This is a genomic window from Marinifilum breve, assembly GCF_003202155.1.
GTDB lineage: Bacteria > Bacteroidota > Bacteroidia > Bacteroidales > Marinifilaceae > Marinifilum > Marinifilum breve.
Map to the genome: position 1 here is coordinate 690296 of NZ_QFLI01000001.1, position 16486 is coordinate 706781.

General features: G+C 34.2%; 16 protein-coding genes. 9 read left to right on the top strand and 7 right to left on the bottom strand.

Going from position 1 to position 16486, the window contains the following annotated elements; all coding sequences use genetic code 11:
- Positions 1 to 133 precede the first annotated feature (133 nt).
- Positions 134 to 1966 (bottom strand): sensor histidine kinase, encoded by a 1833-nt coding sequence (locus tag DF185_RS02845; protein ID WP_110359200.1) that lies wholly within the window; start codon positions 1964 to 1966, stop codon positions 134 to 136.
- A gap of 317 nt (positions 1967 to 2283) precedes the next feature.
- Here DF185_RS02845 and DF185_RS02850 point away from each other — a divergent pair, with 317 nt between their 5' ends.
- Entirely contained in the window at positions 2284 to 3432 is a 1149-nt protein-coding gene (locus DF185_RS02850) for a hypothetical protein (RefSeq protein ID WP_110359201.1), read from the top strand.
- 52 nt (positions 3433 to 3484) lie between these two features.
- Here the strand turns inward: DF185_RS02850 and sigZ are convergent, their stop codons facing one another.
- The 3 genes from sigZ to DF185_RS02865 all read right to left on the bottom strand — a co-directional run bounded on the left by sigZ (position 3485) and on the right by DF185_RS02865 (position 5305).
- Complete coding sequence (sigZ, locus tag DF185_RS02855; RefSeq protein ID WP_110359202.1) at positions 3485 to 4036, bottom strand: RNA polymerase sigma factor SigZ; 552 nt, start codon at positions 4034 to 4036, stop codon at positions 3485 to 3487.
- Positions 4037 to 4217: 181 nt separating this feature from the next.
- Complete coding sequence (locus DF185_RS02860; RefSeq protein WP_110359203.1) at positions 4218 to 4469, bottom strand: hypothetical protein; 252 nt, start codon at positions 4467 to 4469, stop codon at positions 4218 to 4220.
- Positions 4470 to 4588: 119 nt separating this feature from the next.
- Complete coding sequence (locus DF185_RS02865; RefSeq protein ID WP_110359204.1) at positions 4589 to 5305, bottom strand: RDD family protein; 717 nt, start codon at positions 5303 to 5305, stop codon at positions 4589 to 4591.
- Positions 5306 to 5512: 207 nt separating this feature from the next.
- Here DF185_RS02865 and DF185_RS02870 point away from each other — a divergent pair, with 207 nt between their 5' ends.
- The 7 genes from DF185_RS02870 to DF185_RS02900 are packed head-to-tail and all read left to right on the top strand — an operon-like array spanning position 5513 to position 12169.
- Positions 5513 to 6475 (top strand): stage II sporulation protein M, encoded by a 963-nt coding sequence (locus DF185_RS02870; RefSeq protein ID WP_110359205.1) that lies wholly within the window; start codon positions 5513 to 5515, stop codon positions 6473 to 6475.
- A gap of 3 nt (positions 6476 to 6478) precedes the next feature.
- The gene (locus DF185_RS02875) at positions 6479 to 7339 is read left to right on the top strand and encodes a DUF7847 domain-containing protein (RefSeq protein WP_110359206.1); all 861 of its coding nucleotides are present in this window, start codon (positions 6479 to 6481) and stop codon (positions 7337 to 7339) included.
- Positions 7332 to 8066 (top strand): hypothetical protein, encoded by a 735-nt coding sequence (locus DF185_RS02880; RefSeq protein ID WP_110359207.1) that lies wholly within the window; start codon positions 7332 to 7334, stop codon positions 8064 to 8066. Before DF185_RS02875 ends, DF185_RS02880 begins: the two co-directional genes overlap by 8 nt.
- Position 8067: 1 nt before the next feature.
- Positions 8068 to 9255, top strand: coding sequence for a DUF4350 domain-containing protein (locus DF185_RS02885; RefSeq protein ID WP_110359208.1), 1188 nt, complete (start codon positions 8068 to 8070; stop codon positions 9253 to 9255).
- 14 nt (positions 9256 to 9269) lie between these two features.
- A complete protein-coding gene (locus DF185_RS02890) occupies positions 9270 to 10250 on the top strand; it encodes an AAA family ATPase (protein WP_110359209.1) in 981 nt (326 codons plus the stop codon).
- Complete coding sequence (locus tag DF185_RS02895; protein ID WP_110359210.1) at positions 10250 to 11581, top strand: DUF58 domain-containing protein; 1332 nt, start codon at positions 10250 to 10252, stop codon at positions 11579 to 11581. Before DF185_RS02890 ends, DF185_RS02895 begins: the two co-directional genes overlap by 1 nt.
- A gap of 12 nt (positions 11582 to 11593) precedes the next feature.
- Positions 11594 to 12169, top strand: a complete 576-nt coding sequence (locus DF185_RS02900; RefSeq protein WP_110359211.1) for a peptidylprolyl isomerase — start codon at positions 11594 to 11596, stop codon at positions 12167 to 12169.
- Here the strand turns inward: DF185_RS02900 and DF185_RS02905 are convergent.
- Positions 12153 to 12845: an HAD family hydrolase gene (locus tag DF185_RS02905; protein WP_110359212.1), complete on the bottom strand. Its 693-nt coding sequence runs from the start codon at positions 12843 to 12845 to the stop codon at positions 12153 to 12155. The two genes, DF185_RS02900 and DF185_RS02905, sit on opposite strands and share 17 nt — an antisense overlap.
- A gap of 148 nt (positions 12846 to 12993) precedes the next feature.
- Here DF185_RS02905 and DF185_RS02910 point away from each other — a divergent pair, with 148 nt between their 5' ends.
- Positions 12994 to 13368, top strand: coding sequence for a DUF7670 domain-containing protein (locus tag DF185_RS02910; protein WP_110359213.1), 375 nt, complete (start codon positions 12994 to 12996; stop codon positions 13366 to 13368).
- A gap of 2 nt (positions 13369 to 13370) precedes the next feature.
- Here DF185_RS02910 and DF185_RS02915 read toward each other — a convergent pair whose 3' ends face one another.
- Both DF185_RS02915 and DF185_RS02920 read right to left on the bottom strand, forming a co-directional pair.
- Positions 13371 to 14336, bottom strand: coding sequence for a metallophosphoesterase (locus DF185_RS02915; RefSeq protein ID WP_165835919.1), 966 nt, complete (start codon positions 14334 to 14336; stop codon positions 13371 to 13373).
- Positions 14337 to 14491: 155 nt separating this feature from the next.
- The gene (locus DF185_RS02920) at positions 14492 to 15964 is read right to left on the bottom strand and encodes an aminotransferase class V-fold PLP-dependent enzyme (protein WP_110359215.1); all 1473 of its coding nucleotides are present in this window, start codon (positions 15962 to 15964) and stop codon (positions 14492 to 14494) included.
- Positions 15965 to 16486 lie beyond the last annotated feature (522 nt).

Below are 16486 nucleotides of genomic sequence, written 5' to 3' on the forward strand. Positions count from 1 at the left end.
ATATTACAAAAAAGTAAAGAATTTGGAATTATGAGTTAAGAAAAGGTATAATATTGAGATATTCATTAGCACATAATTTAATACCTATACATCTAAATCACAAAAGATTTCTTAAGCTAAAAGTCAAATTTTATTATTGCGGAATTGAAAATTTAAAACAACTGCCTTTACTTACCTCACTTTCAACCCAAATTTCACCGTGGTGTTTGGATACAAATTCTTTACACAAAACAAGTCCTAAACCTGTACCTTTTTCCTTTTCTGTGCCTAATCGAGTATCCCCTTTTTCAATATCAAACAGTTTTATTAACTGATCTTGATCCATTCCCACACCATTATCACAAACACTAATTAAGACCTTACTATCCTTTACATTAGCACTTACAACGATCTCCCCATTCTGATGAGTAAACTTTATAGCATTTGATATCAAGTTCCTAAGAATTGTATTAACCATTTCTTTATCGGCCAAAATCGAAAATTCATCAACTACATTTACTTTTACACAAATCGATTTTATTTCTGCTGCATCTTTCAATAATAACACAGTTTCAGTAAGCTGATCATACAAATTATATTCTACTGGATTAAAACTAACACCTCCTATTTGCGAACGCGACCATTGTAGTAAATTGGAAAGTAAATCAGTTGCTTTACTGGAAGAGTTTTGAACTATTCTGGCATATTCTTCTACACTTGCATAATCTTTTTCTTTTACTGATTCCAATAGCAAATCGCTAAACCCTTCAATTCGGTTTAAAGGATTTATTAAGTCATGCCCAATTACCGAGAACAATTTATCCTTAGTAGCATTTAATTCGGATAATCTTACCTCCCGTTTTTCTAATTCTCTCTGAGCAAGAAATCTATAATACTGATTCTTAAATAATCTGATAAAAATCAACAGCCAACTAATCAATAAAACAGATAACAATAGTACTGCTTGAATTATTCTTTCATTTTTAGCCTGTTGTAATACATTAACAGGGATAAACGAAACAATTTTCCAGTGATAATTATCTTTTACCTTAGGTATTTGGGAAGAATCGTACCTCGGACTAAGCTGCGACGGAATAGGATTCACTGTTCGAAAGGTAAACAATCCCTGGTAGTTCTCAAATTGCGAATGGTTAACTCCTGAAATGCTATCCCAAACATTCCCATATATATTTTTAAAGGTGATATCCTTTTTATCCTCATACATAAATCCCCAATCATAGTCCGAATTGATACCTTTAAACCAGTATCCTTCTGAATTAAGAAACATTAACTGTCCCTTAATAAATCGGTTATTCGCTTCTGTAAAATATTTAATAATATTCTGCCCATAATAGTTTAAAACCACCGCTCCCTTTTTAATCCCTTCATTATTATACACTGGAGTTGCAAAACGAATCATTGGTTTAATCGGTTGTTCAATTTGTCCGTTCTCTACATTTAGATCTAAAGGAGAAATGAAAACCTCATTTCGATTTAATTTGAATGAATCGTAAAAATAATACCTGTCATTTTTGTTTTGCAAATCCTCAGACTGCACAATTATAGGATTACCATTATTATAATTCACTCTCACAATCTCCATCCCATTCTCATCTAAAAGTCTTACCTGATCAAAAACTTCATGATGTTTGGAATAATTATAAAATTCAGTTTGAAGATTCTCTAGTAAACTAGAATTACCACTTAAATAGTTTCTAAGACTATTACTTTCTGCTATCATCATTAAATCGGAGGTAACCGACCTAATCTCATCCTGAATATTTTCCAACTTGGTAGCTAGTATATTCTCCTCAATTTCTTTTAGTGTTTTTTTCTCTATTCTATCGTAGTTCTTTAAAGTTAATATAGTACCTACAATTAATATTATGGAGAGAGAAGAAAATATAAAAAAAAGATTACGAGCAAATCTATATATACTTTGCCCTCTCTCTTCCTTTAAAACAGTCCATATATCTTTTATACTCATAGATTCTTTATTTAATCTTTCGTTTGCTGATATTAAAAAAATATAAATCCTTAAGCATTTAAGCAGTAAATGACTTCCTCAGTTGCTTAAATATAACAATTAGAATTGATTCTAAAACACTTCATAGTTCTATATAACTTCTAAATAAACACCGCTAAATCATTAATAAAATTTAATGTTTCAATTTTAATTACACCTACTTTAAATTTTGGCTAGATATTTGATTCGGTACTGCAGAAAAATTTAAGAAACCATGAACTCAATTCACCGTAGTATCCATTTTAAAATTATTTTTGCGACATTAAAATCCCACACATATGAGAAAATATTTACACTACATTCTATTATCAATCCTTGCTATTCTATCAGCATGTAGTTCTGGTGAGAAAGCATTACAACATGGAAACTATTTTGAAGCAGTAAGAAAATCAGTTGATCGATTAAGATCAAATCCTGATAAAGTTAAAGCACAGGAAACATTACTTGCCAGTTACCCTTTAGCAGTGCAATGGTACGAGAGAGAGATAAATAATTTAAAGGCATCTGACGATCCCTTTAAGAACACCAAGTCTGTTGATAAATATAAGATGCTAAATCGCATGTATAATGATATTAACCGATGCCCGGCAGCCATTCGTTTGCTTCCAAATCCAAAATCATATCAGCATGAATTGGAACAGGCAAAGCAAAATGCTGCACCTGAATGCTACCAGGCAGGAATGAATGAACTTGCAAAAGGAGGAAGACAGGACGGAATTAATGCTTACAATCACTTTCAGAAAGTTAATGCCTTTGTGCCCAATTACAAGGATGTTCAGATTAAACTTGAGGAAGCAGAATATATGGCAACCTTAAAAGTAATTATTGAGCACATTCCGGTGAATTCGCAAAAGTACAAGCTAAGCTCTGAGTTTTTTCAAGATCAGGTAACACAATACCTTTTCCACAATATCAAAAGAAAATTTGTACGCTTCTACACTCCCAAACAAGCTGAACTTGAAAAACTTGAATATCCGGATCATGTAATATCTATGGGATTTGAAGATTTTATTGTTGGAGAAACCCATGACACCACTTACGAAAAGCAGGCAATAAGTGCCGATAGTGTTGAGGTAGGTAGCACAACACTTAAAAATGGAGATAAAATAAAAGTCTATAATAAGGTAAAAGCAAAGCTTCACATTCACAAAAGAGAAGTGATTTCTAAAGGTCTATTATCACTTAAGGTAATTGAATTTGGCAATCAAAAAATTATCAATGACAAAAGATTTGGTGGTCAATTTGTTTGGTTTCATGAATGGGGACACTTTAATGGGGATGAAAGAGCACTAAGTAAAGAAGAACTTGAAATTTGCGAGCATGAACCAATTCTTCCACCTGCACATCAAGATTTGTTTATTGAATTTACTAAACCAATCTACAAAGACTTAACCGAAGAATTACGAAAGTTTTATAACAGATATTAATAATCTGAGATCTATAAATAACCAAAAGCCATTAGCTCCTCGCTAGTGGCTTTTAATTTTCTCGACAGTTATCGCAACTACTACTCTTTTTTTCGTAGTCTACTATTCGTCCTTTAGAATCTTTTTGAAAACTACAACACTTACTTAATGCCTCCTTTAGCAGATTTCTTCCTCGCTGAACTCTCGATTTAGCAGCAGAATATGAAATTTGCAGTTTTTCTGAAAGTTCTTTCTGGCTCAAGCCATTCAGTTCACTTAATAATAGTGCATCTCGATAATCCTCTGGCAAAGATTTGATCATAGGCACAATGCAAGATTGAATATCAGCCATTGCATTAGCATCATTTTCATCTTCTAATTCAATAAGCTGAATTTCCGATTCTTCATGATGTTCACAACGACGATAGTGATCAATTATGGTATTCCTGGTAATTTGAAACAACCAGGCCTTTACTTTCTTTCCTTCTTGTAAAGTATCTATATTATTGTGAATTTTTATAAAAACCTCCTGTAATAAATCCTCTGCCAAAGCTGCATCGGATACTCTTTTTCGAATAAAAGAAAGCAATTGTTTGTGATATGTTCTCCATATATGCTCTACCATACAATCTCAAATTAAACTATAGAGAACAAAAATATAAATTTCAAGTAACTATCTATAATGATTCCAAATAAAAAACCACCTATCTATTATTCCGCCCTCACGAAATAATAAATAAATGGTCTTGTGAAAATTAATCAGTAGTGGTTATGCTGAATAGAAAGGCAAATATATTTCTGTTGATTTAGCAGCCACAACCCTCGCCACAGCCACAGGCATCAATAACGTATTTCATATCTTTAAATTGATCTGCAATATTCTTCTCTTTTCTTTCTGGCGGACACTGACAAGGCCCAAGTCCCTTACAAGCACAATCTTTTAAAGGTTTTTCTTCTGGAGCATTTAAAACCTGATTTACCAATTCGGTATTCACACTATCATCATTACAACATACTCCAGTATGATACAATTGAGATCCACAACATTCATTATTCATATTCTTTAATTTTTTACTTTCTACAATTTTAATTTTAATCTCAATCAGGTAGACGCAGAATATGAAAAATGGACGCAAAAAAAATCGACAAAAATTAAATTTTGTCGATTTCTTCTGATTTATACGTTTTTATGAATAAAGTTATAATCATCTATCAAGCTTTGGAAAAATTGCTCTGGTTGCATTTCTGTTTTTATGCCCAATTTCTCCATCACTTTTGTTCGAGCTTTTAAACCAAAGGTCAACTTTTCCACAGGATCGTTCATGGTTTTCAGTTGTTGTATCACTCTTTTGAAAAGCTCCAAATCTTTATCCTCAATTTTTCTTGATTCAGGAAAAACCAATTGATAGTTATCTGGTACCTCAGATAATATGGTATTGGTAAGTTTCATGCTATGATTTGTTTTAACAACAGTAGTTTTCGCCAGAATATCTCCAATTCTTTGACCTTTTTCTCCAATAACAATGGTAAGAATAGCTGCAACACCATTGGTTAAGCTAATATCTACCAAACGAAACATCCATCGAATTAGGTAATGAATAAATCCAGGAGCATCTCCATCAATCTTACAAACCTTTATTTTCATGATACGCTTTCCGGGAGTTTGACCATTCATAAAGGTTTCAAAAAGTAAAGTGTAAAATAACATTGGTACCAAAAAAACAAACCCTATTGCAAATGCCTCTCCCAAAAGTCCAACCATCATGGCTGTAAAAAAAGCACATACACCGATAAATAATGCATCCAGCATACAAGCTGCAATTCTCTCTCCCACACTGGCTAGCGGGAAATTTAATTGTACATTCTGAGTAGTTTCAATTCCAATTTTAGACATAGGTAGTTTTGTTTAATACACAACGAATATACCCATCGCAAACAAAAGATGAAAATTTACAAGCATAATTTATTAAATAGAATTCATATTCAACTGTTTTTCTACAACTTAAATAAATATGATGTAAATTATCAACAAGCCCTATTGTTTATTAAACTATTTAAAATAACTTTAGCGATCTAACACAGACTATTGGCTCTAATATTTATGAAAGAAATTGTATTTCTTAATCGAAATAAAGATAAATGGGAAAAATTTGAGCAATTAATTAATGATCAATCAGTAAGTAATCCAGATACTTTGGCTAATTTATACATCCAAATTACTGATGATTTATCTTACTCCAGAACATTTTTCCCAAAGTCTTCAACTACTGCATACCTTAATCAGTTAAGTATGCGGATTCATCAACAAATCTACAAGAACAAAAAGGCAAAAAAAGGAGCATTTAGAAGTTTTTGGACTACCGAACTTCCTTTAACACTGTACGACATAAGAAAGCAATTGCTATATGCTTTTTTGATCTTCTCTGTATCTGTTCTAATTGGTATTTTATCTTCAAGAGGAGATCAAGCATTTGTTCGAACCATTTTAGGGGATGACTATGTAAATATGACTTTGAACAACATTGAAAAGAATGATCCAATGGCTGTTTACAAACAGCATGGACAAACCTTAATGTTTCTGGGAATCACCATTAACAATGTAAAAGTATCTATACTGGCATTTGTACTGGGAATTTTCACTGCTTTCGGAACTGGATATGTGCTATTCTCTAATGGAGTTATGCTGGGTAGTTTCACATACTTCTTTGTGCGACACGATTTATTTTGGGAATCGACAAGGGTAATTTGGATACATGGAGCCTTGGAAATATCGGTAATTGTAATTGCTGGTGCTGCAGGTATTGTTTTGGGAAATAGCTTAATATTTACAGGAACTCTGCCTCGAAAAACATCAATACAAATTGGTGTTAGAAAAGGAGTAAAAATTATTGCAGGAATCTTTCCAATATTCATAGTTGCTGGATTTTTGGAAGGTTTTGTAACAAGACACACCGACATGCCAATGGTACTGAGTTGGGCTATTATCATCAGTTCCTTTTCATTTATCATTTGGTATTTTGTAATTAATCCTGTTAAAATATATAAGAATCAACATAAATTATAAAAAATGACTACAGAGAATTTTAGACTTGAAAAAGTAAGAGATTTTGGGCTTCTTTTTAGCGACACTTTCCTTTTTATAAAGTATAACTTCAAAAACTTATTAAAAGGAATGCTTTACTATGTGGTACCATTTGGATTACTGCATGGTGTTGTTTTAGGTTTATTGCAATATGAAACCCTGCTCTCAATAGGAAACGGTTCAGGAATAAGTCCAAATTATTCATCTTCTACTGTTATCTATTCAACAATAGCTTCCTACTTTTTCATGTTAATTTCATACACAGTAGCAGTTGCTTTTGTAATGCAATACATTAAGTTTTATCGCGACAAAGGAGCTAACAACTTTGAAGTAACTGAAGTTGGAAAAGCCATGCTAAGCAATATTCCAACAATCTTTGGGGCAATAATTCTATCAGCAATAATTGCCGTTGTTGGGTTTGTTCTTCTTATCATCCCAGGAATTTACGTTACAATTTGTATTAGTTTGGTTGTTCCTATCATTGTTTTCGAGGATGAAAGCGTGGGGAATGCCATTAGCGGTTGTTTTAATCTGATTAAGAGCAATTGGTGGAATACCTTTGCCGTTCTTTTTGTTATGGGATTAATTAGCTCTGCATTAAATTTCGTATTCCAACTTCCATCAACCATTTATCAATTAACGAGTACCATATTTATGGCCAGCGGTGATGCAATGACACCAAGTAAATCTTTACTGATCTTATTTTCAATTATACAGGGAATTGGATATGCTCTTATACAAATTTTGCCATTAACAGCCATTGCAATGCAATACTTTAATTTAATTGAGAAAAGACAAAGCCCGGCTTTATTAAAGGATTTGGAAACTATTGGTAATAATGAATAATCCGTTTAGAATATTAATTTTAATAACATGGTTCCTGATACTATCGGGAACCAAACTCTTTGCTGTCCAAACCAATCAGACAGACACTTTAATTCTTGATAAAGGTCAAGTAGAGATTTTTAAAAAAGACATTACCCAAAGTAGGATTGAGAACTATCGCCAACAAAAGGATTTTAATTACGAATTTTCTGAAGTAGAAAACATCAGCCTATTCGATAAAATACGCTTGATGCTAAACCGATGGTATGTATTTTTAGTTAAAAGCCTTGGAGTAGTATGGTATTTACGATACATCATCCTAGGCGGACTAATAATTCTTCTCATTTACATTATCCTCAAGAGTAACTCAAGTGGACTGTTCAGTCCGCATCAAAAAATTATGAATATTCCCTTTGCCGATGATGTAAATCCTGAAAACGTGAATTGGGAAGAGGAAATTGCAAAAGCTGTAAAAGTGGGAGAATACCGACTTGCAGTTCGTTACCAGTTCTTATCTTCTTTAAAATCACTTAGCAAAAACAATTTCATCAATTGGAAGGCAGAGAAAACCAATTACGATTACGTCAACGAAATAAAAGATCAAGAAGTAAAAACAGACTTTAATAAGCTAAGCAATCTGTACGAAGCTGTATGGTATGGAAACTTTTCGATAATTCAAGACGAATATGCCTTAATTGGTCAGGATTTCGAAAAATTTAACTCATTGTTTAATACAAGAAACCAATAATATGAAACTGATAATTCCAAAATCAACTTATCCGTTTATCATCATACTCATAGTGTTGTTTCTTGTTGAACTATTTGCTCCAACACCAATCGACTGGACACAAAACTTCAATTCTGATGACAAGAGGCCTTTTGGCTCCTATCTTTTAATGGATCTGATCAAAACTGACTTGTTCCCTAATAAGGAAATAGAATTCAAAACAGTTCCAGTTTTTAATTATCCTGAAAGCAGTAATTCAGATCCACTAAAGAACTACATTTTCATTACCAATAGCTTGGAAATGAAAAAATGGGACGTTGACAAACTGGTGAAACTTGCCGAGAATGGAAACCAAATTTTCATTTCAGCATCATCAATTAGTTGTTCTTTAGCCGATACTCTTGATCTAAGTCTCACACCCAATGTAATGTTTTCCAATCTTGGAAAAACATTACGTGTACAAAAATTTGAAAACCAAAAGATATCCTTAAACAAAAGTTATAAATACGAAAAAGCTTTCGATGTTGTAAGCATTAAAAACTTTAATAAGGATAGTTTAACGGTGCTGGGAAGAGATGCCAACAAAAACATCCAATTTATTAAAAAGCAATTTGGCAAAGGAAACATCTTTTTCTGTTGCCAACCATTATCATTTACAAATTACAACGTAGTAGAAGAAAATAATGCTGATTACATTGCAGGAGCTTTCAGCTATCTTCCAAACCATTCTATTGTTTGGGATGAATATTACAAACCAACAAGAGCATTAAGAAACAGTTCTCCACTAAATTACCTATTAACCCATCCGCCGTTAAAATTGGGTTTTTACCTATTGTTTTTCTCCCTGGTATTCTTACTCCTGTTTCAAGGGAAAAGACAACAGAGAATTGTTCCCATAATACAACCATTGAGAAACACTTCTCTTGAATTTATACGAACTTTAGGTTCTTTGTATTACACAAAAAAGAACCACAAAGACATTGCAGATAAGAAACTCAAATACTTTAAAGAATTTATCAGATCTCGATATCACATCGATTTTAAGAAGGAAAATATTAAAGAATTGAGTAGTCGATCAGCTTTGCCAGAGAAAACCTTGCGAATGCTGTTCGATCAATCCAAATCAATAGAAACATTAACACATTTAACTCAGGAGGGATTGGAAGATTTCCATTCCAAAATTGAGTACATCTATAATAATTGCAAATAAGACAATCACATCATATGGAAAGAAACACACAATTCGAAAATAGAATTGATTTAGGTGAGTTAAATCAGCTAATCAATCAAATTAAGTTTGAGATCCAAAAAGTAATTGTTGGACAAGAAAAAAACATCGACTTACTACTTGTCGGTTTATTCTCAAAAGGACACATCTTAATAGAAGGTGTTCCTGGAATTGCCAAAACTTTATCGGCCAAACTTCTGGCAAAAGCAATTAGTTCCGATTTTTCGAGAATTCAGTTTACGCCTGATTTAATGCCATCGGATGTTTTGGGTACTACCATCTTTAACATGAGCAAATCGGAATTTGAATTCAACCAAGGTCCAATTTTCTCGAATATTGTGTTGATTGATGAGATCAACCGCGCTCCTGCAAAAACTCAATCTGCCCTGTTTGAGGTAATGGAAGAATACCAGGTGAGTATTGATGGCAACACTTATAAAATGGGCGAACCTTTTTGGGTATTGGCAACTCAAAATCCGATTGAGCAGGAAGGAACTTATCGATTGCCTGAAGCACAATTGGATCGATTCTTAATGAAAGTTGAATTTGAATATCCAAGCGAAGAGGAAGAATTGAGCATACTTGAAACCAAACACGAACGAAGAGGAGCTTTAGAAACTCAAATCATAAACAAGGTGATATCTGCTGATCAAATTAAAGAAATGCAAGATAGAGTTCAGTCCATTCATATCGATGAAAACCTTAGAAAATACATTGTACAGATTGTTCAAAAGACCAGAAATCATCCTGGAATTATTTTGGGAGCCTCTCCTCGTGCATCGGTTTCGGTAATGACAGCAGCCAAGGCATTCGCTGCCATTCATGGACGCGATTTTGTGACTCCTGACGATATCAAGAATATTGTTGCTCCGGTTTTACATCATCGTTTAATTTTAACTCCTGAGAAGGAAATGGAAGGAATTAAACCAAAAGAAATCATTCATCACATTTTGGAAGGTATTGAAATCCCACGATAATGAAGTTTATTAAATCTTTATACCTACACCCTTTTTTCTATTGGCTGATAAGTGCTATTGCTGTAATATCAGTATTGGGCTTTTTTATCCCAATACTTTACACCATTGCAAAACTTGCCTGCCTGTTTTTTGTGATAGCATTGGGATTTGATATTCTTCTCTTGTATCGAACCAAAGATGCTTTTCAGGCAAAACGAATTTGTCCTGAAAAGTTGTCGAATGGAGATGAAAATCCGATTCAGATTAAACTACAGCACAACTACAATTTCACAGTTCATATTGATTTAATTGATGAAATTCCAATTCAATTTCAAAAGAGAGACTTTAACTATTCGCTATCGCTAAAAGCAGGAGAAGAAAAACTGGTTAATTATTCGCTTAGGCCTTTAAGTCGCGGAGAGTATCATTTTGGCGTAATTAATGTTTATGCCTATTCATTCTTAAAGATCATCAAGAGAAGGTTTAAATTGGGTGATTCTGAAATGATTCCATGTTATCCTTCATACATGCAAATGCGCCAGTACGAACTAATGGCTATTTCGAACCGTTTAACAGATTTTGGAATCAAAAAGATTCGTAGAATTGGACATCAAATGGAGTTCGATCAGATTCGTGAGTATGTCAAAGGAGATGATTACAGAACCATAAACTGGAAGGCAACAGCGAGAAAATCTCAAATCATGGTAAATCAATACCAAGATGAGAAGGCGCAGCCTGTATATTCCATTATTGATTGTGGCAGATCCATGAAAATGCCTTTTTATGGACTTAGCCTTTTGGATTATGCTATAAATACAAGCTTGGTAATATCTAACACTGCAATTTTAAAGCACGATAAGGCAGGCTTGCTTTGCTTTGGTAAGAATGTTCATTCCAATATTCGTGCAGGTGGAAGAAGAACCCAGGTTAAGAAAATCATGGAGATTTTGTACAATCAGGAAACTGATTATCCAGAACCTAATTACGAGCTGCTTTATTCATCGGTAAAGCACTTTGTTAGAGGCCGAAGTTTGCTGATGCTGTACACGAACTTCGAGAGTTTGGATTCCATGAAAAGGCAACTACCCTATTTACAGGGATTGGCTAAAGATCATCTTTTGGTTGTGATTTTCTTTAACAATTCGGAAATTGAGGAAATGACTAAACAAACAGCCGATAGCATTGAAGACATTTACGTAAAAACCATTGGAGAAAAGTTTTTATTCGATAAAAAACTAATTGCAAAAGAGTTGGAAAAGTATGGTATTCATACGATATTGACTGATCCAAAAGATCTAACGATTAACAGTTTGAATAAATACTTGGAATTGAAATCCAGAGGTTTGATTTAATTTCTCACAGCCATGAAAAAATATAGCATCATTATTATCGCATTTGTAATTACAATATTTGCATGTAATTCGCAAAATCCAATCGTTACAATTAGCACTGATTTCGGCGAAATTGAATTGGAAATCTTTGAGGACAAAGCGCCCATTACAGCCAAACATTTCATGCAAAATATTGATGAGAATGTTTTTAACGATGCTTGTTTTTACCGAGTTGTCAGGTTGGACAATCAACCAAACAATGACATAAAGATTGAGGTAATACAAGGAGGCTTATTCCATGATTCAATCGTGGATAAGCTGCCTACCATAAAGCATGAAACCACCAAAGAAACTGGTATTTTGCATACCAATGGAGTAATCTCCATGGCCAGATTAGAACCAGGATCGGCAAGTACCGAATTTTTTATTTGTATTGGCAATCAAGCTGAGTTGGACTTTGGCGGAATGCGCAACCCCGATGGACAAGGTTTTGCAGCATTTGGTAAAGTCACAAAAGGAATGGATGTAGTCAAGAAAATTCAAACACAAAAAGATCAGGGCCAGATGCTAAACAAACGCATTAAAATCCTATCTATAAAACGCAACTAATCAATTCTTCAATCTTCTCGATTTTTTGAAAATCTGAATTGGAAATTTCCTCCTCTTCAACCATTTCGTGTTCCCAGGTAGTGTGAAATGGCACGTGAACAGCCTTTCCTCCTAGCTGCAAAACAGGCAGAATATCTGATTTTAAAGAATTCCCAACCATTAAAAATTCCTCTGCTTCAATATCAAGATGCTTGATTAGCTTTTCGTAATCACTTTCCTGTTTATCACTCATCACCTCAATGTGGTGGAAGTATTTTAGCAATCCTGATTTCTTAAGCTTGCGTTCCTGATCGAGTAAATCGCCCTTTGTTGCTACAATCAAACGATATCTTCCAAACAAGGATTTTAAAACAGACTCTACCCCATCTATTAATTCAACAGGCTTATTAATTTGCTCTTTCCCCAATTCTAAAATCGCTTGTACTTTCTCAGCAGGAAGGTTGCCATTGGTAATTTTCAAGCCAGTTTCTATCATCGATAAAATAAAAGCTTTTGTGCCATAGCCATACAAAGGAATGTTTCCAATTTCAATCTTGAAAAGCTCTTTAGTAACCTCATCCAGACTCATTCCATTGGTCAACAACTCACAGAATTTCATTTCTGTTTCACGAAAATATGGTTCGTTAACCCATAATGTATCATCTGCATCAAAGCCAATTACCTTAATCTTATCCATAAAAGAAGTATTTAATCTTGTGCGAAATTACGAACAATCCCATAAAATCCAACTCCAAATTACTTGGCTTGACTTTATCTTAACAATTGATTACTTTTAATTGTATCTGCAAGCTTTGCTATTTTTCTCACCATTTCAAAAACGAATTATGGAAAGAAGAATGAATTACCAAGATCATCCCTCGCGATTTTTTCTACTAATCGCAAGGATCGTAGGGTTTTTAATTACAGGAGTTTTTCTATTGTTTATGGTTCCCGAATTCATCGAAATCCTCGACAACAAATCTGAATACACCGAATTCTGGATTTTTGTATTTTATGCACTTGCAATGATTTATGGCGCAGGCTTTCTTCTCTCCTTCTGGAAAATAAAAACAAGTGCCTACATCATGATAATAAGCAGCATAGCAATTGTTCTTTACGGATTTTTTGATACAATGAGTTGGGCGGTATTCCTAATTTTAATCCCTTTGTCTTTTTCAGGAATCTTACTCTTAATCTATTCAAAAAGAATGGGAAAGTAAAATCATAAACTCTCTACCTTCTTTACCTTATCAACCTTTACCAGGTTCTTTGCGTCAAGTGGTGCACCATTCCATCTATAGGCCACCATAATGCCCCCATTTGCAATGCAACCATCAACACAGCAAAGGTTCTCTCGAATTACTCCTGCTTTTCCATTTAGACAATAATGTCCAAAAAACACGGGTAGTTCATCTTTAGGATAAGTTGGAATATCATAACAAAGTTCGCGTGGAATGGTGTAATTTGGAAGTTTAAATCTATTTCCAAACGAAATATCCTCAAAGCCCTTTCCTTGCATAGGTTCCCACCATTTTATTCTATAAGCAGTTCGCTTGAAACCATAACCGTCTTTTAGAACCATATCGTCGGGCATCGTAAACTCCCTGCCCTTTAGCAATAACATTAAAGCATTAAATACTTTACCACGCTCGAAATAGATTCTTCTTAAAAACTTCTTGCTAAGCCTGTTTTCAGGATTTTCTTTCTTTATAATCTCAACAGCCTCATCGTCCCATGAAGCGTGAACCACTCTAAATCCATCCAATTCGAGAAAAATTGGAAGAGAACGTAACCACTTCAAATATTTCTTACGCTTTACCTTATCAAGCTTAAATTCTTCGTAAGTTTTCTTAATTTGAGTCTTGTTCTTTAGGTTGTGATCGCGTAAAAATAGACCATCAGAATCTTTTGTGTAATAAGCCAGAACATTCAGCTCATGGTTTCCTACCACAGCATAAGCATTTCCAGATGTCACCATCTTCATCACAATGCTTAAAGTCTTAAAAATTTCAGGTCCCCTATCTACAAAATCACCAACAAATACAGCCTTTCTCTCGGGGTGAGAATATCCCAATTCTCCCTCGGTATACCCCAAGTGATTCAACAGTTTCTTTAGTGTTTCCGCCTCTCCGTGAATGTCTCCTATTATATCGTACACTTTTTCATCTGATTGGTTAATCTTTACCAAAAATATAAAAATATTTGAATTTGCACATTTATAATTTTGGAGATGATTTTTAAGAAGAGGGTGAATTGAGGAATTAAAATCAATGACTTAATGGACATAAAAAAATGCTTATCCGAAAATCAGATAAGCATTAAATATTTTAATGAAACTCTGGCTTATAGATCAAATAAACCATTCACTTCTATTTTTTTCTTGATATTCTTACCACCACTATAGTAGAATTCATTCACTTTACGATTGTAAGTGTAATCATTTTTCCACACATCATAGTTTTCGATTACTTTTTCCAATGAGTCGATAAAATAAAGTACCTCTTTGTTTGTTGTTGTTGGATGTAAAGACCAACGTACCCATCCCGGCTTATGCGATAAATCACCAGAAGTAATCTCATTGGTAATGGCATCCGATTGTTCCTGACTTACTTCCAATAGATAATGTCCATAAGTTCCGGCACAAGCACAGCCACCTCTTACCTGTATTCCAAATCGATCGTTCAATAACTTCACCAACAAATTGTAATGAATGTATTCTACGTAAAATGAAAGTATACCCAATCTCTTCTGAACATTATCTGCAAGAATATGAACATCCTTCACTGCTTTTAATTTGCCAAAGGCCAGTTCCAACAGCTCCTCTTCTCTTTCAGCAATGTTTTTGGTGCCCATTTGGTTTTTAACCTCAATTGCCAAAGCGGTACGAATGGCTTGAAGAAAACCTGGCGTTCCACCATCTTCACGTGCTTCGATATTATCTACAAACTTGTATTTCCCCCAAGGGTTTGTCCAATCTACCGTTCCTCCACCCGGATTGTCGGGTACCTCACAATTGTACAATTTCGAATCAAAAATCATTACCCCTGAAGATCCCGGGCCTCCCAAAAATTTATGCGGCGAAAAGAAAACGCCATCCAACTTTGCTTTCGGATCGGCAGGATGCATGTCAATATCAACATATGGAGCCGATGCAGCAAAATCGATAAAACAGATACCACCGTATTCATGCATGATTTTAGACATCTCGAAATACGGTGTAACAATTCCAGTTACATTGGAACAAGCAGTAAATGAACCAATCTTCATCTCTCTGTCCTTATATTTTTCCAACTCGGCTCTTAGATTATCCAAACTGATGGTTAAATCATCACCTGGTGGAACTACTACCACATCAACATTGGTTTCGTACCATGAAGTTTGATTGGAATGATGCTCCATATGAGTTAAGAAAACCACTGGCTTTTCTCTTTCTTTTTGGCATTGGTATCTTCCAATCATCCCACAACCTTTAAGTCCAAGAATACGTTGCAGCTTATTTACAACCGCTGTCATCCCAAAACCGGCATGAATGATTACATCATCCGGGCCTGCATTAACATGTTTTTTGATTAATTCCTGAGCTCTATGGTAAGATTGAGTCATTAAAGTTCCGGTCTCGTTGGTTTCCGTATGCGTGTTGGCTACATAAGGGCCAAACTCCTTCAACATCTTCTTTTCCAAGGGTCCGTACAAACGTCCACTGGCAATCCAATCTGCATATACAATCTTTTGCTTTCCAAAAGGGGAATAAAAGCAAGCATCGTAGCCAACTGTATTCTTTCGAAACTTTTTAAAATATTTTTCTAAACTACTCATTGGGTTAGTGTTAGTTTTAATGGTTTTAGGTTTCTTTCTTTTAAGACAATCTTTATTTCGCTTTGGGTGAAAACGAAAATCAGTTTTTCATCTTATTGTTTTTTCGATAATCGGCTTCAAAATAGATATTTGCACCTGCAAAAACAAGAAGATATATCAGCTTTTTAAAGGGCTTTAAAGATTAGAATCATCCTTAATAACCAATCAAAATGAACAATAACAAAGAAGAATGACCATTCCAAGGGCTTAAAGCACACACAAATCTATGGCAAACTGATGTTTTAATCTTCAATCACTACCACTCTAACTTGAAACACTCAAATTGACATTTCTATTTGACTCCATCAACTTGATTGAAGGAAATTCAAGCTTCAATTGGACCCAAACAATTTGATTGGATGTATATAAACCTTTAAATTCTTTCAAACAAAATGGAAAAATGGAAATTCAAGCTTCGATTACTTCCCTTCAAGTTGCAGGGCTTAATTTCAAGCTTCAATTGGACCCAAACAACTTGATTGG